The sequence below is a fragment of the Actinokineospora sp. UTMC 2448 genome, from assembly GCF_024760565.1.
In the GTDB taxonomy this organism is placed as follows: Bacteria; Actinomycetota; Actinomycetes; order Mycobacteriales; family Pseudonocardiaceae; genus Actinokineospora; species Actinokineospora fastidiosa.
Window position 1 is genome coordinate 5,343,692 of record NZ_CP031087.1, and the last position, 22,189, is coordinate 5,365,880.

The 22,189-nt window shown below is 72.8% G+C and carries 22 protein-coding genes; 2 read left to right on the forward strand and 20 right to left on the reverse strand.

Annotation, left to right across the window (positions count from 1 at the left end):
* Positions 1 to 88: 88 nt before the first annotated feature.
* The 17 genes from dprA to ffh form a co-directional block, all read right to left on the reverse strand.
* Positions 89 to 1,213, reverse strand: a complete 1,125-nt coding sequence (dprA, locus tag Actkin_RS24370) for a DNA-processing protein DprA (protein ID WP_258904392.1) — start codon at positions 1,211 to 1,213, stop codon at positions 89 to 91.
* 546 nt (positions 1,214 to 1,759) lie between these two features.
* Positions 1,760 to 3,322, reverse strand: a complete 1,563-nt coding sequence (locus Actkin_RS24375; protein WP_258904393.1) for a YifB family Mg chelatase-like AAA ATPase — start codon at positions 3,320 to 3,322, stop codon at positions 1,760 to 1,762.
* Positions 3,322 to 3,678, reverse strand: a complete 357-nt coding sequence (locus Actkin_RS24380) for a YraN family protein (RefSeq protein ID WP_189213319.1) — start codon at positions 3,676 to 3,678, stop codon at positions 3,322 to 3,324. The genes Actkin_RS24375 and Actkin_RS24380 overlap by 1 nt, the downstream gene beginning before the upstream one ends.
* Positions 3,679 to 3,768: 90 nt before the next feature.
* Positions 3,769 to 4,092 carry a DUF2469 domain-containing protein gene (locus Actkin_RS24385; protein WP_189213320.1) on the reverse strand — a complete coding sequence of 108 codons (324 nt, stop codon included), beginning with the start codon at positions 4,090 to 4,092 and terminating at the stop codon, positions 3,769 to 3,771.
* Between the two features lie 40 nt (positions 4,093 to 4,132).
* The gene (locus tag Actkin_RS24390; protein WP_189213321.1) at positions 4,133 to 4,870 is read right to left on the reverse strand and encodes a ribonuclease HII; all 738 of its coding nucleotides are present in this window, start codon (positions 4,868 to 4,870) and stop codon (positions 4,133 to 4,135) included.
* A complete protein-coding gene (gene lepB, locus Actkin_RS24395) occupies positions 4,867 to 5,664 on the reverse strand; it encodes a signal peptidase I (RefSeq protein ID WP_189213322.1) in 798 nt (265 codons plus the stop codon). Before lepB (Actkin_RS24395) ends, Actkin_RS24390 begins: the two co-directional genes overlap by 4 nt.
* 6 nt (positions 5,665 to 5,670) lie before the next feature.
* Positions 5,671 to 6,465 (reverse strand): signal peptidase I, encoded by a 795-nt coding sequence (gene lepB / locus Actkin_RS24400; protein ID WP_258907984.1) that lies wholly within the window; start codon positions 6,463 to 6,465, stop codon positions 5,671 to 5,673.
* Positions 6,466 to 6,516: 51 nt separating this feature from the next.
* A complete protein-coding gene (gene lepB, locus Actkin_RS24405; protein WP_396123006.1) occupies positions 6,517 to 7,452 on the reverse strand; it encodes a signal peptidase I in 936 nt (311 codons plus the stop codon).
* 1,512 nt (positions 7,453 to 8,964) lie between these two features.
* Positions 8,965 to 9,324 carry a 50S ribosomal protein L19 gene (rplS, locus tag Actkin_RS24410; RefSeq protein WP_189213324.1) on the reverse strand — a complete coding sequence of 120 codons (360 nt, stop codon included), beginning with the start codon at positions 9,322 to 9,324 and terminating at the stop codon, positions 8,965 to 8,967.
* Positions 9,325 to 9,457: 133 nt separating this feature from the next.
* The gene (gene trmD / locus Actkin_RS24415) at positions 9,458 to 10,225 is read right to left on the reverse strand and encodes a tRNA (guanosine(37)-N1)-methyltransferase TrmD (protein WP_258904394.1); all 768 of its coding nucleotides are present in this window, start codon (positions 10,223 to 10,225) and stop codon (positions 9,458 to 9,460) included.
* A 2-nt stretch (positions 10,226 to 10,227) separates the two neighbouring features.
* The gene (gene rimM, locus Actkin_RS24420; RefSeq protein WP_189213326.1) at positions 10,228 to 10,743 is read right to left on the reverse strand and encodes a ribosome maturation factor RimM; all 516 of its coding nucleotides are present in this window, start codon (positions 10,741 to 10,743) and stop codon (positions 10,228 to 10,230) included.
* Position 10,744: 1 nt separating this feature from the next.
* Positions 10,745 to 10,984 carry an RNA-binding protein gene (locus Actkin_RS24425; RefSeq protein WP_054050002.1) on the reverse strand — a complete coding sequence of 80 codons (240 nt, stop codon included), beginning with the start codon at positions 10,982 to 10,984 and terminating at the stop codon, positions 10,745 to 10,747.
* The gene (gene rpsP, locus Actkin_RS24430) at positions 10,981 to 11,433 is read right to left on the reverse strand and encodes a 30S ribosomal protein S16 (RefSeq protein ID WP_189213327.1); all 453 of its coding nucleotides are present in this window, start codon (positions 11,431 to 11,433) and stop codon (positions 10,981 to 10,983) included. The genes Actkin_RS24425 and rpsP overlap by 4 nt, the downstream gene beginning before the upstream one ends.
* 145 nt (positions 11,434 to 11,578) lie before the next feature.
* Positions 11,579 to 12,325: a LamB/YcsF family protein gene (locus tag Actkin_RS24435; protein WP_258904395.1), complete on the reverse strand. Its 747-nt coding sequence runs from the start codon at positions 12,323 to 12,325 to the stop codon at positions 11,579 to 11,581.
* A complete protein-coding gene (locus tag Actkin_RS24440) occupies positions 12,322 to 13,068 on the reverse strand; it encodes a CPBP family intramembrane glutamic endopeptidase (protein ID WP_189213329.1) in 747 nt (248 codons plus the stop codon). Before Actkin_RS24440 ends, Actkin_RS24435 begins: the two co-directional genes overlap by 4 nt.
* 48 nt (positions 13,069 to 13,116) lie before the next feature.
* Positions 13,117 to 14,199 (reverse strand): amidohydrolase family protein, encoded by a 1,083-nt coding sequence (locus Actkin_RS24445; RefSeq protein WP_258904396.1) that lies wholly within the window; start codon positions 14,197 to 14,199, stop codon positions 13,117 to 13,119.
* Entirely contained in the window at positions 14,196 to 15,728 is a 1,533-nt protein-coding gene (gene ffh, locus Actkin_RS24450; protein ID WP_189213331.1) for a signal recognition particle protein, read from the reverse strand. The genes Actkin_RS24445 and ffh overlap by 4 nt, the downstream gene beginning before the upstream one ends.
* A gap of 116 nt (positions 15,729 to 15,844) precedes the next feature.
* Between ffh and Actkin_RS24455 the strand changes: the two genes are divergently transcribed.
* Entirely contained in the window at positions 15,845 to 16,429 is a 585-nt protein-coding gene (locus Actkin_RS24455) for a dihydrofolate reductase family protein (RefSeq protein WP_258904397.1), read from the forward strand.
* A gap of 32 nt (positions 16,430 to 16,461) precedes the next feature.
* Positions 16,462 to 17,955, forward strand: a complete 1,494-nt coding sequence (locus Actkin_RS24460) for a hypothetical protein (protein ID WP_258904398.1) — start codon at positions 16,462 to 16,464, stop codon at positions 17,953 to 17,955.
* Between the two features lie 181 nt (positions 17,956 to 18,136).
* Here Actkin_RS24460 and Actkin_RS24465 read toward each other — a convergent pair whose 3' ends face one another.
* From Actkin_RS24465 to Actkin_RS24475, 3 genes are read right to left on the reverse strand one after another with little or no spacing between them, the layout of a single operon-like run.
* Positions 18,137 to 20,500, reverse strand: coding sequence for a [protein-PII] uridylyltransferase (locus Actkin_RS24465; RefSeq protein WP_258904399.1), 2,364 nt, complete (start codon positions 20,498 to 20,500; stop codon positions 18,137 to 18,139).
* A 3-nt stretch (positions 20,501 to 20,503) separates the two neighbouring features.
* Positions 20,504 to 20,842: a P-II family nitrogen regulator gene (locus tag Actkin_RS24470; RefSeq protein ID WP_189213334.1), complete on the reverse strand. Its 339-nt coding sequence runs from the start codon at positions 20,840 to 20,842 to the stop codon at positions 20,504 to 20,506.
* Between the two features lie 5 nt (positions 20,843 to 20,847).
* Positions 20,848 to 22,167, reverse strand: a complete 1,320-nt coding sequence (locus Actkin_RS24475; protein ID WP_229787512.1) for an ammonium transporter — start codon at positions 22,165 to 22,167, stop codon at positions 20,848 to 20,850.
* Between the last annotated feature and the right edge of the window lie 22 nt (positions 22,168 to 22,189).

A 22,189-nucleotide genomic window follows, 5' to 3' on the forward strand; every position in this document is an offset into this window, starting at 1 on the left:
CACACGGTCGCCGCTCCAAGTCGGGTCCCGGCACTCGCGCGGGTGACCACACCAGGTCGAAGCCCGGCACGCCCGCACCGTCACCACATCACGCCCTCCTCCATCCGGAATCGCCGCGGATCGCCAATCCGGTGATCTCCAGGTCGGTCAGGAGGGCGCGGGTGCGGTCGAGGGGAACGCCTGCGTCGGCGGCCACGGCGGTCTCGCCCAACTCCTTCCGCGCCCGCAGAGCGTCGTGCACGCGCAACGCCTCGTCGCCCAGGCCGTCGGTGGCCCGCTTCGGGGACGATGCCGGTTCGGCGGCGAACTCACCGACCGCGCCCACGGCCTCCAACACGTCGGCGGTGGACTCGACAAGGTCGGCCGCCTGTGTGCGGAGCAACGCGTGACACCCCACTGACTGCGCCGAAGTCACCGGCCCGGGGACGACAAGGACCCGCTTGCCCAGTGAGCCCGCAGTCGACGCGGTGTTCCGCGACCCACTGCGCCGCCCCGCCTCCACGACCACCGTCCCGGCCGTGAGAGCGGCGATGAGACGGTTGCGCACCAGGAACCGGTGCTTCGCCGCGCTCACGCCGGGCGGATACTCGCTCACCACGAGCCCCCGGTCGGCGATGTGCTCCAACAGCCGCGCATGAGCCATCGGATAGGCGATGTCGATGCCGCACCCGAGAACGGCGATCGTCCGCCCCCGAGCACTCAACGCCCCCCGATGCGCCGCCGCGTCGATCCCGAAGGCGGCCCCGGAGACAACCGTCATCCCCGCCAACGCGATCCCCTGCCCGAAGTCGCTCGCGACGTGCTCGCCATACGCCGTAGCCGCCCGCGCACCGACGATCGCCACCGACCGATCGAGGCTGTCCCCCAATGAAGGACTCCCCCGAACCCACAACGCGAGCGGAGGCGCGGCCCACCGCAATCCCCGGTTGAACGCGTTGCTCAGCGAGAGCAACGGCCATGACGGCCACTCCTCGTCCTCCGGAATCACCAGCCGCGCCCCGACCGCCGCTGCGGCCTCGAGATCAGCCGCAGCCATGTCCTTCTCCCGTCTGGCACTGGTTTCGGCCGCGACATCGGGCTGCACTTCCCCAAGCCGCACGCGCCGAGCGGCTTCCAGCGGACCGACCCGATCAACCAACGCCGCCAACCCGGGAGCAGGCGGCTCGGCGACTCGGCTGAGGTAGGCGCGGGCAAGACGGAGTTCGTTGTTCATGGTGATTCCTTTCTTGGGCAGACAGGGTTGATGGAGTTGGGCAAGCACCAGCAGGGACGACGAGGGCAGAGGCGGGACGATCGGCGAGGGGGCAAGGACGGCGAGGGCGAAGGGCGGCGGGAACGTTAAGGACGGGGCGGCGAATGCGGGATCAACGGAACAGTGACGGCAGGGGCGACGAAGGGCGGGATGGGGGCGGGGCGGCAGTGTGGGTTGAGGGCGGCGGGGCCGGGGTGGGGTTGGGCGCGGCGGGGGTAGGGCGCGGCGAAGACAGGGCTGAGGTTGAGGGGGCGGCTGGTTGGCGGGCTAGCGGGGTTGGCGGAACGGGACGGCATGTGACGGGGTGGAGGCGGCAGTGACGGGGCAGGTTTGGGGACGGCGAGGCAGGTGTGGGGACAGCAGGGCGGGATGGGGACGGCAGGACAGGTTGGGGGCGGGGCGGCAGGGTGGGTTGGGGGACGGCGGGGCAGGTTGGGGGCGGCGGGTTGGGGCGGCGAGGTTGGGTGGGGTACTGGGCTTGGATTGGAATTCGGGTGGGAATAGGGGTTAGCCAAAGCGGGCTCTTGATTTGGGGTGGGTGGGGCGGGAGGGGGTGGGTTGGAGGGTTAGGCGGTCGCGGAAGTGGAGGGCGGCGGCTATGTGGTCGGCGATGGGGGTGGGGGCTTCGGCTAGGTCGGCGAGGGTCCAGGCGACTCGGATGCAGCGGTCGGCGCCTCGGGCGGTTAGGGCGCCGGTGGCTAGGGCTCGGTCGAGCATGACCATGGCTTCGGGTGGGGGTGGGAACTCGCGGCGGAGGGCGGGGCCGGGGACTTCGGCGTTGGTGTGCCAGCCGTTCTCGCGCCAGCGGTGGGTGGCGCGGGCGCGGGCGGCTCGGACTCGGGCGGCTACGGTTGCGGACGTTTCGGGGGTGTCCTCGTGGGGGGCCATGGCGGTGATGGCGGGGATGCGGATCTGGAGGTCCACTCGGTCCAGTAGTGGGCCGGAAAGCCTTGTCAGGTAACGCCTTCTGGCTACCGCCGTGCACATGCAGTCGCGGTCCTTGATGGGCGCGCACGGGCACGGGTTGGTGGCCATGACCACCTGGCAGGCGGCGGGATAGCGGACGATGCCGTCTCGGCGGGCTAGGCGGACTTCGCCTTCCTCCAAGGCCGTTCGCAGGCATTCGAGGCGGTCGGCGGCGAACTCGCAGACCTCGTCGAGGAACAGGATTCCCCGGTGGGCCTTGCTCATCGCGCCGGGTTTGGCTAGGCCTACGCCGCCGCCGGTTAGGGCGGCTACCGAGGTGGTGTGGTGGGGGGCGATGAACGGGGGGACGGTGATCAGGGGGTTGTCCGTCGACAGGCCGCCGACGATGGAGTGGACCGCGGTGACCTCCAGGGCCTGTTCGGGAGTCAGGTCGGGCAGGATGCCGGGGAGGCGGCGGGCGAGCATCGACTTGCCCGCGCCGGGTGGGCCGATGAACAGCAGGTTGTGGCCACCGGCCGCGGCGACTTCCAGGGCCCATTTGCCTTCCTGTTGACCGACCACGTCGGACAGGTCCGGCACGGCGGGGGCCGGACGGGGCGCGGATTCGGTGGGGTGGTGCAGCGTGTCCTCGGCGCCGCGGATCCAGCGGAGGACCTCGGTGAGCTGGTCGGCGCCCAGGACGGCCATATCCCGCACGAGTGCGGCTTCCGGGAGGACCGAGCGCGGCACGACGGCTCGGGTTATGCCGGATCGGCGGGCCGCCATCAGGCACGGCAGGACGCCGCGGACCGCGCGGAGGCGGCCGTCCAACGCCAGTTCGCCGATGAAGACCGTGTCGGACAGCGGTCGGCATTCGGCGGGGTTGTCGGCTATCTGGACCGCGACGGCCAAGGCCAGGTCGTAGCCGGAGCCGCCCTTGGGCAGCGCGGCCGGGGACAGGGCCAGGGTGATCGCCTGATCGGGCCAGAGCAGGCCGGAGTTGCGGGTCGCGGCGCGCACCCGGTCCTTGGCCTCGTTGAGTGCGGCGTCGGGCAGGCCGACGATCTGGGTCCGGGGTTTGCCGCCGCCGATGTCGGCCTCGATCTCCACCGGGACGCCGTCGACGCCCACGAGCGCGACGGACCACACGCGGGTCAGGCCCATCAGAACGCCCCGATCAGGTGGCGGACGGACGGGAGCCCGCCGCGCGGCCAGAGGATCGCGACGATGTCGAATCTCGTCGGGCACGGCGGTATGCCGTGATCCCGCCGCCACCGCAGGGCGAGCGCGCGGATACGGCTCGCCTTCTCCGCGCTCACCGATTCAGCAGGCGTGCCATAAGCGGTCGAGCGGCGCGTTTTCACCTCGCAGACGACCAATTGCGCGCCGTCCGCGGCGATGATGTCCAGTTCGCCGAGTGGACAGCGCCAATTGCGGCCGAGGATGCGCATGCCGAGCCGCTGCAGATAGCGGGCGGCGACGGACTCCCCGGCGGCGCCGAGTTCGCGGTGATCGCTCATCATCAGTTCCCTTCATCGCGGGATCACTGATTTCGAGCGTGCCGAACCCCGGGTCACCCGCGCACGGGCAACTCCGGGGCTGTGGATAACTCAGCCGTTGAAGGGGCCGTCCTCCGGGAGGCGCAGGTCCGGCTTGTCGAGTTCCTCGACGTTGACGTCCTTGAAGGTGATCACCCGGACGTTCTTGACGAAGCGCGCCGGGCGGTACATGTCCCACACCCAGGCGTCGGACATCCGCACCTCGAAGTAGACCTCGCCCTCGGCGTCGCGGACCTGCACATCCACGCCGTTGGCCAGGTAGAAGCGCCGCTCGGTCTCCACGACATAGGCGAACTGGCCGACGATGTCCCGGTACTCCCGGTAGAGCTGCAGCTCCATCTCGGTCTCGTACTTCTCGAGATCCTCCGCGCTCATGTGCCGCGCGCCCCTCCTGGTCGTACTCCGGGACCGCCGCTCACTGCGGCGACGTCCCATTCTGGACCACGGCCGCCGCCGCGACACTCAGCGCCACCCGGTGTGGCGCGCGAAGCCCGTGCTTGCGCCCGGCGGACGCGACGTTGACGAACGACCAGCGGTGCTCCGGGGTGGGCCCGTGCTCGTCGAGCGCCCGCGCGTGCAGCGGCGTGCAGTAGCCCTTGTGCACGTCGAAGTGGTACTCGGGCAGCCGGGAGTGCAGGTCTTCCATGATCCGGTCGCGGGTCACCTTGGCCAGCACCGACGCCGCGGCGACGCAGGCGGCGGCCTGGTCTCCCTTGACCACCGGCATGTGCGGGGCCGTCAGCCCCGGCACGCGGAAACCGTCGACCAGCACGTACCCCGGGTGCACCGTCAGCCGGGCGACCGCCCGGCGCATGCCCTCGATGTTGGCCGCGTGCACGCCGCGACCGTCGACCTCCGCAGGCGGGATGACCACGACGGCGTAGTCGACGGCACGCGCCTTGACCAGGTCGAACATCCGGTCGCGGGCGGCCGCCGTCATCAGCTTGGAGTCGGTGAGCCCGTCGAGGCGGGCGGCATCTCCTGGGCGCAGCACGCAGGACGCGACCACCAGCGGCCCGGCGCACGCGCCCCGCCCGGCCTCGTCCACGCCCGCGACGGGCCCGAGCCCGCGGCGGTGCAGAGCGGTCTGCAGGCCCCAGTTCCCCGCGTCGCGCCGGAGAATGGCGCGGGGCGGACGGAACGCCGTGGTCACCCGAGCCCTCCTCTCCTGCGCAGCAGCCACCACACCGGCACGGCGGCCACCAGGCCGATGCCCGCGGGCAGCAGACCCGCCGCCTGCGGGTTGTCGTCGCCGACGCCGCCCCAGCGGGACGGCGGGAGAATGATCGCACGCGCCTTCCCGATGACATTCTCCACCGGCACGAGCCCGTTGCGCCCGCCCCCGCCCTGGGTCCGCGAGTCGCCGGAGTTGTTGCGGTTGTCGCCCATCACGAACAGCATGCCCTCGGGCACCGACACCGGCGCGAACTCGGCCTGGCGGGCGCTGCCGCGGTCGGCGTCCCAGAAGATGTAGGGCTCGTTCAACGGCTTGCCGTCGACCAGGACGCGGTTGCGGTCGTCGCAGCACTCGACGGTCTGACCGCCGACCGCGATCACGCGCTTGACCACGTCGTCGTCGTCCGGCTCGGCGAGCCCGAACGGGGCGAACATGTCCTGCAGCCAGTCGACGAACGCGTTCTGCGACTCGTCCGACCCCCGCGTCCAGGTGGCGGGCCGCTCGAACACTACAACCTCGCCCGGCGTCGGCTCGCCGAACCAGTACACGACCTTGTCGACCAGCACGCGGTCGCCGTAGCAGCCCGGACAGCCGTGCAGGGTCCGCTCCATCGACTCCGACGGGATCAGGAACACCCGGGCGAAGAACGTCTGGATGACGATCGTCAGGACCAGCGCGATGCCCAGCAGGATCGGCAGCTCGATCCAGAACGGCCGCTTCTTCCTGACCCGGCCCGCAGGCGGCTCCTCCGGTGCGGATTCCTCCGACACGGCCGCCTACCTGCGCAAGCGGCGTCCCAGCGCCACCACCGGGAAGGCCAGCGCGAGCCCGATGCCCGCCGGGATGCCCGCCTGCCACGCCGGGGCGGACAGCGCCTGCGGGTCGTGGTCGCCCACGCCCTGCCAGCGCGACGGCGGCAGGATGATCGTGCGCGCCTTCCCGATGACGCTGTCGATCGGGACCATGCCGTTGAGCCCGCCACCGCCCTGCGAGCGCGAGTCGCGGGAGTTGTTGCGGTTGTCGCCCATCACGAACAGCATCCCCTCGGGGACGGTGATCGGCTCGAACTGCGACTGCTCCATGCCCGGGTCCGGCAGGTACACGTACGGCTCGTCCAGCGGCTTGCCGTTGACCAGGACGCGGTTGCGCTCGTCGCAGCACTCGACGGTCTGGCCGCCGACGGCGATCACGCGCTTGACGATGTCGTCCTCGCTGGGCTCGGCGAGACCGAACTGGGCGCCGAAGTCCTGGAACCATGACACGATCGGGTTATCCGAGCGGGACGCGCCACCGAAGTGGTCCCAGGTCCCCGGGCGCTCGAACACCACGACGTCGCCGGGACTGGGGTCGCGAAACAAGTAAGTGATCTTGTCGACGAGCACGCGGTCGCCCGTGCAGCCGGGGCAGCCGTGCAGGGTCCGCTCCATCGACTCCGACGGGATCACGAAGACGCGCGCGATGAACGTCTGGATCAGGATGGTCAGCACCAGCGCCACGCCGAGCAGGATCGGCAACTCCACCCAGAAGGGGCGCTTCTTCTTCGCTTTCTTCTCCGGCTCGGCGACATCCACCTGCTCGGCGCCGTGGTCGGAGTCTTCCCCGGCACCGGTTGCGTCCGACACCTATTCCGCCTTCCTGCTGGTCAGGGACTTCTTGACGCGGCGGCCGAGCCACAGCACCGGCCACGCCGCGGCGAACCCGAGCCCGGCGGGCAGCCCCTGCTGCCATGCGGGCGCGGCGATCGCCGGGGGCGCCTGCGGGTTGTGGTCGCCGACGCCCTGCCAGCGCGATGGCGGCAGAACGATGGCCCGGACCTTCCCGATGACCTTGGTGATCGGGACGACGCCGCGGATGCCGCCGCCGCCCTGGATGCGCGAGTCGGCCGAGTTGGCCCGGTTGTCCCCCATGACCCACAGGGTTCCCTCCGGCACCGTAACGGGTGCGAAGCGCTGGCGCTCGTCGGGGCCGCCGCTCTCCCAGTAGATGTAGGGCTCGTCGAGCGGCTTCCCGTCGACCATGACGCGCATCTTGTCGTCGCAGCACTCGACGGTCTGGCCGCCGATCGCGATGACCCGCTTGACGAAGTCCCGCTCGTCCGGCGGGGCGATGCCGATCAGCGAGCCCATGTACTGCAGGCCCTTCACGATCGGGTTGTCCTCGTCGCCGGTGGCGTCGACCTGCTCGCCGGTCCAGGAGTTCGGGCCCTGGAAGACGACGACGTCGCCGGGCAGCGGGTCGCGGAAGTCGTAGATCATCTTGTCGACGAAGACGCGGTCGCCGGTGCAACCGGGGCAGCCGTGCAGGGTCTGCTCCATTGAGCCGGAGGGGATGGAGTAGACGCGGCCGACGAAGTGCTGGATGAGGAAGGTCAGCAGGAGGGCGACGCCGACCAGGGTGACCAGCTCGCGCCACAGGGGCTGCTTCTTGTGCTTGCGGTGCTTGCCGTGGCGGGGTTGGTCGTCGTCCTGCTCGGAGGGCTCCGGCTCGGGTTCGGGGGTCGCGCGGCGGGGGGTGTAGGCGGTGGGGTCGGCGGGCTCGGGGCGGGGGACGGTGGGGATGACGGCGGTGTTCTCGTCATCGGGGGTCTTGCGGGCGACGGGCTCGGTGCGGTGGTCGAGGGGGGAGAACCGCAGGGAGGGCGAGTCGGCTGGGGTGGGCCAGCGTGGGGGGTCGTCGGGGTCGGGCTGGTCTGTGGGGGTCGATGGGGTGAGGAACGCGGACGGGGGTCCTGGGTCTTCGGGGTCGGGTGCGGTGAAGAACGCGGAGGGTGGTCCGGCTTCGGTGGGGGCGGGTGGGGTGAAGAACGCGGACGGAGGTCCGGCGTCGTCAGGGTGGCTCGCCGGGTCGGGCTGGGCGAAGAACGCGGACGGAGGTCCGGCGTCGTCAGGGTGGGTCGCCGCGTCGGGCTGGGCGAAGAACGCGGAGGGTGGTCCAGCGTCGCCCGGACGGGTCGCCGCGTCGGGCTGGGCGAAGAACGCGGACGGAGGTCCGCCTTCGGTGGGGTGGGTCGCCGCGTTGGGCTGGGTGAAGAGCGCGGAGGGTGGTCCGGTGGGGGCGCCGGTGTCGTCGTGGTCTGCCGGGTCTACCGGGGTGAAGAAGGCTGAGGGCGGGCCCGCGTCGGTGGGACGGCCGTTGCCCCGGTGGGTGGGGGCGAAGAAGGCGGTCGGATCGGCCGGGTGGAAGGCGGAGGGGCCTGGGTCGGACGGGTCCGGGTGGAAGGCAGCCGGATCGACAGGGCCACCGGGGGGGCGGTGGAGGGCGGACGGGCCCACATCGGCCGGGTCCCGGTGGAAGGCGGCCGGGCCAGTGGGACCGGCCTGGTCAGGGCGGGAAGCCAGCGCACCGGTGTCGGCCGGGTCCCGGTGGAGGGCGGCTGGGCCAGTGGGGCTGACCTGGTCACGGCGGGAAGCCAGCGCACCGGTGTCGGCTGAGTTCCGGTGGAAGGCGGCTGGGCCAGTGGGGCCTGCGTGGTCGCGGCGGAGAGCGGGTGGGCCTGCGGCCGGGGTCCGGTTGTCCTGGTGGAAAGCGGCTGGGCTGGCGTCGACCGTGGCTCGACTGTCCGGGCGGAAGGGGGCTCCGGAGTCGGTGGGGGCGCTTCGGGCCGGGGTGGTGCCGTTGGGGTGGAAGGGGGCCGGGGGCGCGCCGTTGGGTGGGTCTACCGGGGTGAAGAAGACCGAGGGCTTGCCCAGGTCGGCCGGGCCGCGGCGGCCTCGGTCGCCGGGGGCGCCGGTGTCGGGGCGGGGTGGGGCCGGGGGTGGGTAGCGGGTGTCCGCAGGGGTGGGGGGCAGCATGCCCTGCGGGACCGGGTGGCCGTTGCGGGGCTTGTCCAGCGGGGGGAGGGAGTCCTCCGGCAGCGGGTCGCCGAACCAAAAGGTGGCGTCTGCCGGGGGACGGCGAAAGCCCGAGGCGCCGTTCACCGGTGTCCCGTTGTGGGGTGGTGTGTGGGCCTCGGGCTTACGGTCGTCCGGGCCTCCCGGGCGCTCCTGGGGTGAGCGGGCACCCGGGGGCACACGACGAGAGGGACGGTCGACCACGCACGTCAGGGTACGTGAGCCGATGTGCTCCCCGTGTCAGGAAGTGCGCTGCGGCTCGCGCTTCTCCTTGATCTTGGCGGCCTTGCCGCGCAGCTCGCGCAGGTAGTACAGCTTGGCGCGGCGCACGTCGCCTCGGGTGACGACCTCGATCTGGGCGATGTTCGGCGTGTGCACCGGGAAGGTGCGCTCGACGCCGACGCCGAAGGAGATCTTGCGGACCGTGAAGGTCTCGCGGACGCCGCCGCCGTGGCGGCGGATGACCACGCCCTGGAACACCTGGACGCGCTCGCGCGTGCCCTCGATGACGCGGACGTGAACCTTGAGGGTGTCACCCGGGCGGAAGTCCGGGACGTCGGAACGCAGCGATTTGGCGTCCAGGGCATCCAGGGTGTTCATGGGGTAATCCGTCCTTAAGCAACTGGGTCGTCTGCCAGACCGACCGCGGGACGGCGTGCAACCGAACAGCCGGCCATGGGGTGGTCTGCGGCGCGCATCGGCTGGTGCCGGGCGCGGCAACCCGGAAAGTATGTCAGACGGACTCACCGGATTCGAAATCGACCCCCGTCAGCGACTGCAGCAGCGCGCGATCCCGCTGGTCGAGGGCGCCTTCCGGCAGCGCGGCGAGCAGGTCCGGCCGCCGGTCCAGGGTCCGTTCCAGCGCCCGGTCGCGCCGCCAGCGGTCGATGGCGGCGTGGTTGCCCGAGCGCAGGACGTCGGGCACGGACAGGCCGCGCCAGACCTCCGGGCGGGTGTAGCTGGGGCCTTCGAGCAGCCCGTCGGAGAACGAGTCCTGCTCCGCCGACTGCGGGTTGCCCAGCACGCCGGGCAGCAGCCGGGCGACGGCCTCGACGATCACCATGACCGCGACCTCGCCGCCGACCAGCACGTAGTCGCCGATGGACACCTCGTCGACCGGCATGCGCCGGGCGGCGTCCTCGATGACCCGCTGGTCGATGCCCTCGTACCGGCCGCAGGCGAACACCAGGCGCGGGACCTGGGCGTACTCGCGGGCCATCGCCTGGGTGAACGGGCGCCCGGCCGGGGTCGGCACGACCAGCCTCGGCGGCTCGCCAGCGCAGACCTCGTCCAGCGCCTCGCCCCAGACCTGGGGCTTCATGACCATGCCCGGGCCGCCGCCGTACGGGCTGTCGTCCACGGCGCGGTGCACGTCGTGGGTCCACTTGCGCAGGTCGTGGACCTCGATGCTGAACAGGCCGCGCTCGATGGCGCGGCCCAGCAGCGCCGCGCGCAGCGGCTCCAGGTACTCGGGGAAGATCGTCAGGACGTCGACGCGCACGGCTACTCGATCAATCCCTCTGGCGGGTCGAGCACGATCCGCCCGCCCGCGACGTCCACCTCGGGGACGATCGCGGACACGAACGGGACGAGCACGTCGTCGGCGCCGTCGCGGGCCACGACGAGCAGGTCGCCGCCGGGGCCGTGCTGGATGTCGGAGACCCGGCCCACGACCGCGCCGTCGGCCAGCACGGCGGCCAGGCCGATCAGGTCGTGGTCGTGGAACTCGTCGGGGTCCTCCGGCGCGGGCAGCGCCGCGGGGTCGGCGAGCAGCAGCGCGCCGCGCAGGGTCTCCGCGGTGTCGCGGTCGGGCACCTGGTCGAAACGCACCAGCAGCCGCCCGGTGTGCCACCGGGCGGCCGCGATGGTCAGTGCGCGGACGGTGCCGTCCTTGAGCCGGGCGTCGACGGGGGCGCCTTCGGCGAAGCGGACCTCGGGCGAGTCCGTGTGCACGTCCACGGAGAGCTCCCCGCGGATGCCGTGCGCCTTGGCGACCCGGCCGACGACGACCTCGGCCATATCAGTGGTCGGTGTCGACCACGTCGACGCGGATGCCGCGCCCGCCGACCCCGGCCATCACCGTGCGCAGCGCGGTCGCGGTGCGCCCGCCCCTGCCGATGACCTTGCCCAGGTCCTCGGGGTTGACGTGCACCTCAAGCGTGCGGCCGCGACGGGTCGTGACCAGCTCCACCTGGACGTCGTCGGGGTGATCGACGATGCCTCGGACCAGGTGCTCCAGGGCGTCCGCGAGGGCGCTCACTCGGCCGCGGCCTCGGTCTCAGCGGCGGGCTCGGCCTGCTCGGCCTTCTCCGCCTTCTTCGGGGCGGACTTCTTCTTCGGGCTGATCGCCTCGGTGGTGGGCTCCTCGCCCGCCGCCTTCAGCGCGGCCTCGAACAGCTCCTGCTTGGTCGGCTTCGGCTCGGCGACGCGCAGCGTGCCCTCGGCGCCCGGCAGGCCCTTGAACTTCTGCCAGTCGCCGGTCACCTCCAGCAGGTGCTTCACCGCGTCGGTCGGCTGCGCGCCGACACCCAGCCAGTACTGGGCGCGGTCGGAGTCGACCTCGATCAGGCTCGGCTCGGTCTTGGGGTTGTAGCGGCCGATCGTCTCGATGGCCTTCCCGTCGCGGCGGGTACGGGCGTCGGCGACGATGATGCGGTAGAACGGCGCGCGGATCTTGCCGAGGCGCTGCAGCTTGATCTTGACAGCCACGGGTCTGCTTGCTCCTGTGTTTCGACGTCGGGTCTGGACGCGGGTGGCCCCGTGGGGTCGAGCCGTCACATCCGGTGGTGCGTGGGCGCCGCGGCACGGTGAGAGGGTCCGGCCGCCGCGGACAGCCGCCAATTGTGCCAGACGACTACCCGGCGAACGGAATCACCTCCACCCCAGCGCCGTTCAGGGCGCTGCGGACGGCTCGGGCGTGGGCGACCGCGCCGGGCGTGTCGCCGTGCAGGCAGAGGGAGCGGGCTGCCACTCGCAGCACAGTCCCGTCGACGGCGACCAGCTCGCCGCGGGTGGCCAGGCGCACCGCGCGCTCGACGACCCCGGCCGTCTCGGTGATCAGCGCACCCGGCTGCGACCTGGGGACGAGCGTGCCCTCGGGGGTGTAGCCGCGATCGGCGAACGCCTCGGGCACGGCGGCGTCCCCGGCGGCGGCGAGCAGTCGCGACCCGGGCAGGCCGAGCACCGGGAGGTCGCCGTACGCGCGCGCACCGGCCACGACGGCGTCTGCCTGGGCCTGGTGGTGCACGGTCGCGTTGTAGAGCGCGCCGTGCGGCTTGACGTACGCCACCCGCGTGCCCACCGCCCTGGCGAACGCGTCCAGCGCCCCGATCTGGTAGAGCACCTCGTCGGCGAGCGTGACGGGGTCCACATCGATGAACCGGCGGCCGAAACCCGCGAGATCGCGGTAGGAGACCTGCGCGCCGACCGCCACGCCCCGGCGCGCGGCGGACGCGCAGACCGCGCGCATCGTGGACGCGTCGCCCGCGTGGAAGCCGCAGGCGACGTTCGCCGACGTGACGACGTCGAGCAGGGCGTCGTCGTCGCCGAGGCGCCAGACGCCGAAGCCCTCGCCGAGGTCGGCGTTGAGGTCGATCGTCACGGGGTCATCACCCCGAGGGAGATCAGCAGGACGGCCAGCGCTGGCAGGAAGTTGTTGACCTGGTGGGCCACGATGCTCGCGCCGAGGCGGCCGGTCCAGAGCCGGGCCAGGCCGATCGGGATGCCGATGACGAGCAGCAGCGAGGTGCGCAGCGGTTCGAGGTGGCTGATGGCGAAGATCACGGTGGTGAGGCCGAACACGGCCCAGCGGCCCCAGTGCAGCCGTTCGAGCGCGCCCCAGAGCAGGCCGCGGTAGATGATCTCCTCGCAGAGCGGGCCGACCAGCCAGACGTAGAGGAACAGGGTGACCGCGGCGATGACCGGCATGCGCTGGTCGTCGACCAGGCTGCCCAGCGACGACGTCGCGTTGTCCTCGCCGACGACGCGGGTCCACACCGCGGCGGCGGCCGTGGTCACGACCAGCCCGATGACGCCGAACTTGAACCCCGCCCTGAGGTCGTCGCGGCGGAACGACCAGCGCAGGTCGGCTCTTGGCCCGTTGCCGCGCAGCTTGGTGACCAGCAGCGCGGTGCCCGTCGCGAGCAGGGTGGGCACGATCGTGCCGACCAGGATGACGGTGATCGAGTCCTCCGCGCCGGGCCTCGGGTTGCCGATCAGCACGCCGATGACGACCGCGGACATCACGAAGACCGCGTACACCGCGAGGAAGGCCCCGAAGCCCCAGCGGTGGTCCCGGGCGGGCGGCGGCGGGGCCGCCGACGCGGCGTCCGGCAGCGACACCATCACACCTCCGACAGTCCGGCTCCCCCGGGCGGTCCGAGGCCAACGGGATCACCGTACGGTTTGGCGGACCACCCGTCCCCGCAACACGACGAGAGCGGGGTTGCGCAATGTCTCCAAGTCTTCCCGGGGGTCGTCGGCGAACGCCAGCAGGTCCGCTGCGGCGCCCTCGGTCAGTCCCGAGTACCCCAGCCAGGCGCGCGCACTCCACGAACCGGCCGCGATCGCCTGCTCCGCGCTCATCCCGGCCCGGTGCAGGGCGATGACCTCGTCGACGATCCGGCCGTGGGCGATGCCGCCGCCTGCGTCCGTGCCCGCGTAGACCGGCACGCCCGCCTCGATGGCGTGGGCGACGGTGCGGGTGACGTTCTCGTAGAGGTCGAGCATGTGGCGGGCGTAGGACGGGAACCGCTCGGCGCCCGCGGCGATGCCGGGGAAGTTCTCGATGTTGATCAGGGTCGGGACCAGCGCGGTGCCGCGGCGGGCCATCTCGGCCGTGGTCTCCGGGGTGAGGCCGGTGCCGTGCTCGATGCAGTCGATGCCCGCCTCGATCAGGCCGGGCAGGGCGTCCTCGCCGAAGACGTGCGCGGTGACCCTGGCGCCCGCGTCGTGGGCGACCCTGATGGCCTCGGCCAGCACGTCGTCGGACCACAGCGGGGCGAGGTCGCCCTTCTCCCGGTCGATCCAGTCGCCGACCAGCTTGACCCAGCCGTCGCCCGCCGCCGCCTGCCTGGCGACCTGGTCGGGCAGGTCGTCGGGCTCGATCTCGACGCCGAGGTGGCGGATGTAGCGGCGGGGGCGGGCGATGTGCCTGCCCGCGCGGATGATCCTGGGCAGGTCCAGGCGCTCCTGCAGCGGCGTGGTGTCGATCGGCGAGCCGCAGTCGCGGATGAGCAGCGTGCCCGCGTCCCGGTCGATCTCGGCCTGCCCGGCCGCGGTGTCGAGGTCGACCGGCCCCCCGGGGCCGATGCCGACGTGGCAGTGCGCGTCGACGAACCCGGGGATCAGGTAGCCGCCGTCGAGGACCGTGGTCGCGCCCGGGACCTCGGTCGTGCGGACCCGGCCGTTGACGACCCACAGGTCCCGCTCGCCGCCGTCGGGCAGGACGGCGCCGCGCAGGTGCAGCGCGGTCACTTCTTCGGGAACTTGAGCTTCGACGGGTCGAAGCCGGGCGGGAGCTGGTCCATGCCGCCGAAGCCGGGCGGCAGCTGCTGCAGGCTCGGCGGCATGCCGGACAGGTCGGGCATGCCCGCGGGGAAGCCGCCGCGCACCCTCGGCTGGGTCGGGCCCTTGCCCTTGCCCTTCTTGCCCTTGCGGCCCTTGGGCTGCTTCTTGGTGGCGCTGCGCCCGCCGGGCATGCCGAAGCGGCCCGCCATCTGCTGCATCATCTTGCGGGCCTCGTAGAACCGGTTGACCAGGTCGTTGACGTCGCGGACCTGCACGCCGGAGCCGTTGGCGATGCGCACGCGGCGGGAGGCGTTGATGATCTTCGGGTCCTGCCGCTCCGCCGGGGTCATGCCGCGGATGATCGCCTGCAGGCGGTCGATGTGCTTCTCGTCGACCTGGGCGAGCGCGTCCTTCATCTGGCCCGCGCCGGGCAGCATGCCCAGCAGGTTGGCGATCGGGCCCATTTTGCGGACGGCGAGCATCTGCTCGAGGAAGTCCTCCAGCGTGAGCTCGCCGGTGCCGATCTTGGCCGCGGCCTTCTCCGCCTGCGCCTGGTCGAAGTGCTGCTCGGCCTGCTCGATCAGGGTCAGCAGGTCGCCCATCCCGAGGATGCGGCTGGCCATCCGGTCGGGGTGGAAGGCGTCGAAGTCCTCCAGCTTCTCGCCGTTGGAGGCGAAGAGGATGGGGACGCCGGTGACCTCGCGGACCGACAGCGCCGCGCCACCGCGGGCGTCGCCGTCGAGCTTGGTGAGGACCACGCCGGTGAAGCCGACGCCGTCGCGGAACGCCTCGGCGGTGGTGACCGCGTCCTGGCCGATCATGGCGTCGACGACGAAGAGGACCTCGTCGGGGTTCGTGGCTGCCCGGATGTCGGCGGCCTGGCGCATCATCTCCTCGTCGACACCGAGACGTCCCGCGGTGTCGACGACGACGACGTCGTAGTGGGAGCGCTTGGCCTCATCGATGGAGCGGCGCGCGACCTCGACCGGGTCGCCGACGCCGTTGCCGGGCTCGGGCGCGAAGACGGTGACGCCCGCCCGCTCGCCGACGACCTGCAGCTGGGTGACGGCGTTGGGGCGCTGGAGGTCGCAGGCGACCAGCAGCGGGGCGTGGCCCTGGGCCTTGAGCCAGCGGGCCAGCTTGCCTGCCAGGGTCGTCTTGCCTGCGCCCTGGAGACCGGCCAGCATGATCACGCTCGGCGGGGTCTTGGCCAGGTTGAGCCGCCGGGTCTCGCCGCCGAGGATGGCGATCAGCTCGTCGTTGACGATCTTGACGACCTGCTGCGCCGGGTTGAGCGCGGCGGACACCTCCGCGCCCTTCGCCCGTTCCTTGACCTTGGCGATGAAGGCGCGCACCACCGGCAGGGCGACATCGGCCTCCAGCAGCGCGATGCGGATCTCGCGGGCGGTGGTGTCGATGTCGGCGTCGCTCAGCCTGCCTTTGCCACGCAGGTTCTGCAGGACCGATGAGAGCCGGTCGGAGAGGGTGTCGAACACGGGTGCGGCACTCCATAGCTGTTGCGGGACGTCCCCCGAGCGTACCGGGGGTCAGCGGGACGGCACTCACGTAGACCGAACGCTGTCGATTCCGCTCGCTCCCGTTCGTCGGCCCGGTGACGGATCGAATGAAGGAGACCGTGGTGGGCAAGCTGGTGGTCACGCAGTTCATCTCCCTCGACGGGGTCATCGAGGACCCGGCGGGCGTGGAGGGGTCGCCGCACGGGGCGTGGAGCTTCCGGGCCGACGCCCCCGACGGCCTGCGGTTCAAGCTCGACGAGCTGATGGCGGCGGACGCGCAGCTGCTCGGCCGGGCGACCTACGAGACGTTCGCGGCGTCGTGGCCCCAGCGGCGGGACGCGGCGGGGTTCGCCGAGCGGATGAACTCGATGCCGAAATACGTCGTGTCGTCGACGCTCAAGGCGGCGACGTGGAACAACACCGAGGTGATCTCGCTCGATAAGGTCGCGGCGGTCAAGGAGTGGCACGCCCGGGACATCATCGTCCCGGGCAGCGCGCGGTTGGTGCACGCGCTGCGGGAGCGGGGGCTGGTCGACGAGTACCGGTTGATCGTGCACCCGGTCGTCCTCGGCTCCGGGAGGCGGCTGTGGGAGGGCGGGACGACCGAGCTCGAGCTGGTCGAGTGCCGGGCGGTCGGGCCGCACGTCGTACTGCAGGTCTACCGGCCCGCCCAGTGGTAGCTTCCGGCCCTTGATCCACAAGGGGGCCCGGGATGCTGGACGCGAAGGCGGCCGCGGCCGCGCTGCTGGGGATGGTCGCCGTCGCGGGGTACGCCCTGCTGCCCGACCTGCGGGTGGCCGTCGCCGCCGTGTTCGTGGTCGTCGGGCTGCTCGTCCGGCCGGTCAGCAGGGACGGCGTGGAGCACGGGGCCGCCACGGCCGCCGTGCTGATCGGGGCCGGGCTGCTGGGGCAGGTGCTCGTCGTCGCCGTTGACCCGGCGCCGCGGTTCGCGGTGGCGCTGGTGCTCGCTCCCCTGGCCGTGGCGCTGCTGGTGCTGTGGGACACCGTGGGCTGGGTCGGGTTGGGCCTGGTCGTGCCGGTGATCGTGGCGGCGCTCAGCGGGGAGTGGGCGGCGGCGCTGCTGGCCGGGCTGGCGGTGGTGGCCGCGCTGATGGCCGTCACCGGGACGTTCTGGACCGTCCTGGGCGCGACGGCCGCGGCGCACGCCGTCGGCGGTGGCGCCGCGCCGGTCGTCGCGCTGACCGGGCTCGCGGGCGCGCCGCTCCCCGTCCACCCGGTCACGGCCGCCGTGGGTGTGCTCGTGCCGGTGGTGGTGGGGCTGGTCGCGGCGGTGCGGCGCGATCTGCCCGGCGGGCTGGCCGCGGCGGCGGCGCTCGCGGCGCCCGCGCCCGGGGCGGGTCCCGTGCCGCTGGTCGTCCTGCTCGCGGTCGGCGCCGCGGCGGCGCTGGCGCTGGGTCCGCTGCGCGGCCTCGCGGACCGGGTGGCCTGCTGGGCGCGCGGCGCGGGCGGGATCTCCCGGGAGGCGTTGATCGCCGCGTTGGGCGGGGTGGCCGTCCTGCTCGCGGGGTACGGGGTGCCTGCGTTAGGGCTGGATCAGGCGGCTCGGGGCGGGATCGGGCTGGTGTTGCTCCTCGGGGCGGCGGGGGTGGCGTACTGGTTGCCCACGCGGCTCGGTGGCGCGCTCGGGGGGTTGGTGCTGGCCGGGTTCGCGGTCACTGGGCCTTGGCAGCGGTTGGGGTTGGTCAGCACCGACTCATCCCTGCTGGAGTTGGCGTTGGTCCTCTTCTCCGCGATCGGGATGGTGGTGACGGCCGCTGTCGTGGCGGCGCTGTGGCTGCGGCACCGGCATGCGGGGGTTGTGGCGGGGGGCGCGCTGCTGGTGCTGCACGACCTCGCCTGGTTGCTCTCCGCTGACCTTTCGGCCCCGCCGGGTCCGTTGGCCGTGGTCGGACCGTTGATCGCCCTTGGGGTGGTTGCCATCGGGGTGCGGGCGGCGCGGGGGGTCGTGCTCGGGGCGGCCGGGTTCACGCTGGCGGCGATGACCGCTCGGACGTTCAGCGGCCAGGGTGTGGAGTTGCCGCGGATCGCGCCGCTCACGCCGACCGATGTCCTGCTGAACGCGCAGTTGCCGGACAACCCGGCCTGGATCGTCCCCCTGCTGCTGATCGCCCTGCTCTGCGCGCGCAGCGCGGCCGTGCCGCTGGTCGTCGTGTTCGGGACGCAGGCCCTGCTGGTGGCGCTCTAGGTCACCGGGATGGGGCCCGACCCCTCGACGGGCCCCTTCCCGGCTGCGTCCGCCCCCTCCAGCCGTCCCGGTCCCCCAACCGGTCCGGCGTGGCCGCTCTCGCTCGGACACCGCAAAGCCTGCCCTTATTCCCGGCCCGGCCCCAGCGTGGACGCCCGCGTATGCGGCTGAGTAACACTACTCATCCGCATGCCCGCAAGACCGCGTTCTCGATCGCCCGCCGCCACCCCGGTCCGGCGCCCTTGGGGATGCCGAAGGAGTCGACGACCGACCCGCCCAGGGTCGCCACCCTGGCCCAGCGCACGTCCACCCCGCGGCCCTCCAGCGCGTCGGCGACGCTGTGCAGCAGGCCGATCCGGTCCGCGCAGCGCAGTTCCATGACCACGACGTCCGGGCTGCCCGCCTCGTGGTCGAACCACAGAACCCTCGGCTCGGGCGGGTCGGCCGCGACGCCGCCGTAGTCGCGCTCCTTGGCGGCCAGCTGCTCGGCCAGCGGGAGCGTGCCGGCCACGGCGCGGGCGAACTGCTCGCGCAGCAGCGACGGGTCGGGCATGGAGCCGAACCGCGGCGTCACGGTGAACACGCCGACGGCGACCCCGGCGTGCGCGCCCATCGTGGCCGCGTGCACCTCCAGCGAGTTCAGCGCGAGCACGCCCGCCGCGCGCGACAGCACGCCCGGGCGGTCGACGGTGGCGATGGTGACGGTCGCCGGGCGCGTCCCCGCCACGAGCACGTCCGGCTTCCCGGACGCCGCCGTCGACTCGGCCAGCGCCCGCTTGTCCGCAGCCAACGGCACACCGTCGGGCAGCGGTTCACCGGCCATGGCAGCGCGGGTCTTGCGCACGAGGTCGCCGACGAGCGCCGCCTTCCAGTCCGTCCACACGCCCGGCCCGGTGGCGAGGGAATCGGCCTCCGCCAGCGCGTGCAGGATGTCCAGCAGGACGGGATCGCGGTCCAGGGTCTCGGCCATCCGCTCGGCCGTCGCGGGGTCGTCGATGTCGCGGCGGGTCGCGGTGTGCGGCAGCAGGAGGTGGTGGCGCACCACGGCGGCGAGCGTGTCGACGTCCTGTTTGGACAGCCCGAGCCGGTGGCCGACCTGCGTGGCCAGCGCCGCGCCGACGACGGAGTGGTCGGCGTCGCGGCCCTTGCCGATGTCGTGCAGCAGCGCGCCGAGCAGCAGCAGGTCGGGGCGCGAGACCGAGGTGACCCGCCGGGCGGCGTTGACGGTCGTGCGCACGAGGTGCCGGTCGACGGTCCAGATGTGCGCCATGTCGCGGGGCGGCAGGTCGCGCACGGCGCCCCACTCCGGGAACAGCCTGGCCCACAGGCCGGTGCGGTCCAGCGCCTCGACCACGTCGGTCAGCCCCTCCCCCGCGCCCAGCAGCGCCACGAGGTCCTGGCGGACCTCGGCGGGCCACGGGGCGCGCAGTTCGGGGGCCGTCTCGCCCAGCCGCGACAGCGCCGCGGGCGCGATCGGGTGCCCGGTGCGGACGGCGGCCGCGGCGACGCGCAGCAGCAGGCCGGGGTCCTTGCCGGGCTCGGCGTCGCGGGCGAGCACCACCTCGCCGGCGTGCAGGACGACGCCGTCGGCCAGCGGACGGCGTTCCGGCGCGCGGCGCAGCACCCCGAGCACCCGCCGCTGCGGCTGGGCCGACGACACCGCGCGCAGCGCGACGTCCACCGCGTACGCCACGGTTCGGCCCGCGCCGGACAGCGCGCGCACCAGGGTGAACCGGTCGCCCAGCCCCAGCGCGGACGCGACCTCGTCGCCGTCCTGCGGGCGCAGGACGTCCCGGGGACGGCCCACCACGCGGCGCAGTTCGGTGCGGGTGTCCAGCAGCAGGGTCCGGGCCGCCTGGACGTCCTCGCCCGGCCGGTCCACCAGCTGCGCGACGGCCAGCGCGTCGAGGACGCCGAGGTCGCGCAGCCCGCCGCGGCCGTGCTTGAGATCCGGCTCGACCCAGTGCGCGACCTCCCCCGCCCGCGCCCAGCGCTTGCGCACGGACTCCAGCAGCTCGCCCAGGCGCTTGCGCGCGCCCGCCCGCCAGGAGTCGCGGGCCGCGCGTGCGAGCCGCACGCCGATCTCGGCGTCGCCTGCCATGTGCCGGGCGTCCAGCAGGCCGAGCGCGACCCGCAGGTCCGTCCCCGCCACCTCCAGCGCCTCGCCGACGGTGCGCACCGAGTGGTCCAGCCCGACCCCGGCGTTCCACAGCGGGTACCAGAGCCGTTCGGCCACGTCGGCGACCGGTTTGCGCCCGTCGTGCACCAGGACCAGGTCGAGGTCGGCGTACGGGACCAGTTCGCGCCTGCCGAGGCCGCCGACGGCGAGCAGCGCGACGCCCTCGCCGCGCCCGCCGATCCCGGCCTGCGCCGCGTGCGCGGTGAGCCAGAACTCGTGCAGGTCGGCGAGGGCCTCGCGGAGCGCGGGCGGGCTCAGCCGGTGTCCCCCGGACGCGCCGACGGACCCGGCGCGCCCGCGACCGAGCAACCGGTCGCGGGCGAGCACCAGGTCCGCGGCGTTCGGGGCGTGCTCCCCCTGGGTCATGGGCTAGATCGCGTCCGTGCCGCGTTCCCCGGTGCGCACGCGCACGACGGTCTCGACCGGGGTGACCCAGACCTTGCCGTCGCCGATCTTGCCGGTGCGCGCTGCCTCGACCACGGCGTCGACGACCTTGTCGCCCATGACGTCGTCGACGAGGACCTCGACGCGGATCTTGGGCACGAAGTCCACCGAGTACTCCGCGCCGCGGTAGACCTCGGTGTGGCCCTTCTGCCTGCCGTAGCCCTGGACCTCGCTGACGGTCATGCCGAGCACGCCGATCTGCTCCAGCGCGGCCTTCACGTCGTCGAGGGTGAAGGGCTTGATGATCGCGGTGACCAGCTTCATGTCGCTCAGCCTTCCTTGCCTGCGGAGACCTTCTGGGCCAGCATGTCCGCGGTCTTGCCGAGGGACGACCCGCCGCCGCGCAGGCTGGAGAACTCGTAGCCGGACTCGGCGTGCTCGGACTCGTCGATGCCGGTGGCCTCGGCCTCTGCGGAGATCCGGAAGCCGATCGTCTTGTTGAGGATGAAGCCGATGATGAAGGTCAGCACGAAGCTGTAGGCCATCACCACGGCCGCGGCGAGCGCCTGCTTGCCCAGCAGGGTCGCGCCGCCGCCGTAGAACAGGCCGTCCTGGCCCGCGGCGTTGACGCCGGTCGTGGCGAGCAGGCCGATCATCAGCGTGCCGACGAGGCCGCCGACGAGGTGCACGCCGACCACGTCGAGGGAGTCGTCGTAGCCGAGCTTGTACTTGAGGCTGACGGCGAGCGCGCAGAGGACGCCCGCGACGAGGCCGATGGCGATGGCGCCCAGCGGGCTGACGAACCCGGCGGCCGGGGTGATGGCGACCAGGCCCGCGATCGCGCCGGACGCCGCGCCCAGCGTGGTGGGCTTGCCGTCGCGGACCTGCTCGACGATGAGCCAGCCGAGCACGGCCGCGCCTGTGGCGACGGTGGTGGTGACGAAGGCGACGCCCGCGAGCTCGTTCGCGCCGACGGCGGACCCGGCGTTGAAGCCGTACCAGCCGAACCAGAGCAGACCCGCGCCGAGCAGGACGAACGGCAGGTTGTGCGGGCGCATGGGCTCGCGCGGCCAGCCCTTGCGCTTGCCGAGGACCAGGGCCAGCGCGAGGGCGGCGGCGCCCGCGTTGATGTGCACGGCGGTGCCGCCCGCGAAGTCCAGCGCGCCGAGGGTGTTGGCGATCCAGCCGCCGACCTCGCCGGTGAGGCCGTCGAAGTCGAAGACCCAGTGCGCGACGGGGAAGTACACCACGGTGGCCCAGATCGCGATGAAGATCGTCCAGGTCCAGAACTTGGCGCGGTCGGCGATCGCGCCGGAGATCAGCGCCGCGGTGATGATGGCGAACATCAGCTGGAACACGACGAAGACCACGTGCGGCAGGGTCCCGGTCGCCGTGCCGAGCACGCCGTCGAGGCCGAGGAAGTCCCCGCCGCCGAGCAGGCCGCCGCCGACGTCCTCGCCGAAGGCGAGCGAGTATCCGTAGAGCACCCACAGCACGCTGACCACGGCCAGCGAGATGAAGCTCATCATCAGCATGTTGAGCACGCTCTTGGCCCGCACCATGCCGCCGTAGAAGAACGCGAGTCCCGGCGTCATGAGCATGACCAGGGCGGCGCTGGCCAGCACCCAGGCCGTGTCTCCTGTGTCCACACTGTCCTCCATCACCGATCGA

What these genes read in the sequence shown, in the direction of transcription:
- dprA (WP_258904392.1), bottom strand. Translation starts at nt 1,213, where the DNA reads ATGAACAACGAACTCCGTCTTGCCCGCGCCTACCTCAGCCGAGTCGCC.
- Actkin_RS24375 (WP_258904393.1), bottom strand. Translation starts at nt 3,322, where the DNA reads ATGGGCCTGACCCGCGTGTGGTCCGTCGCGCTCGTGGGCGTCGACGGC.
- Actkin_RS24380 (WP_189213319.1), bottom strand. Translation starts at nt 3,678, where the DNA reads ATGAGCGATCACCGCGAACTCGGCGCCGCCGGGGAGTCCGTCGCCGCC.
- Actkin_RS24385 (WP_189213320.1), bottom strand. Translation starts at nt 4,092, where the DNA reads ATGAGCGCGGAGGATCTCGAGAAGTACGAGACCGAGATGGAGCTGCAG.
- rplS (WP_189213324.1), bottom strand. Translation starts at nt 9,324, where the DNA reads ATGAACACCCTGGATGCCCTGGACGCCAAATCGCTGCGTTCCGACGTC.
- rimM (WP_189213326.1), bottom strand. Translation starts at nt 10,743, where the DNA reads ATGGCCGAGGTCGTCGTCGGCCGGGTCGCCAAGGCGCACGGCATCCGC.
- Actkin_RS24440 (WP_189213329.1), bottom strand. Translation starts at nt 13,068, where the DNA reads ATGGTGTCGCTGCCGGACGCCGCGTCGGCGGCCCCGCCGCCGCCCGCC.
- Actkin_RS24460 (WP_258904398.1), top strand. Translation starts at nt 16,462, where the DNA reads ATGCTGGACGCGAAGGCGGCCGCGGCCGCGCTGCTGGGGATGGTCGCC.
- Actkin_RS24465 (WP_258904399.1), bottom strand. Translation starts at nt 20,500, where the DNA reads ATGACCCAGGGGGAGCACGCCCCGAACGCCGCGGACCTGGTGCTCGCC.
- Actkin_RS24470 (WP_189213334.1), bottom strand. Translation starts at nt 20,842, where the DNA reads ATGAAGCTGGTCACCGCGATCATCAAGCCCTTCACCCTCGACGACGTG.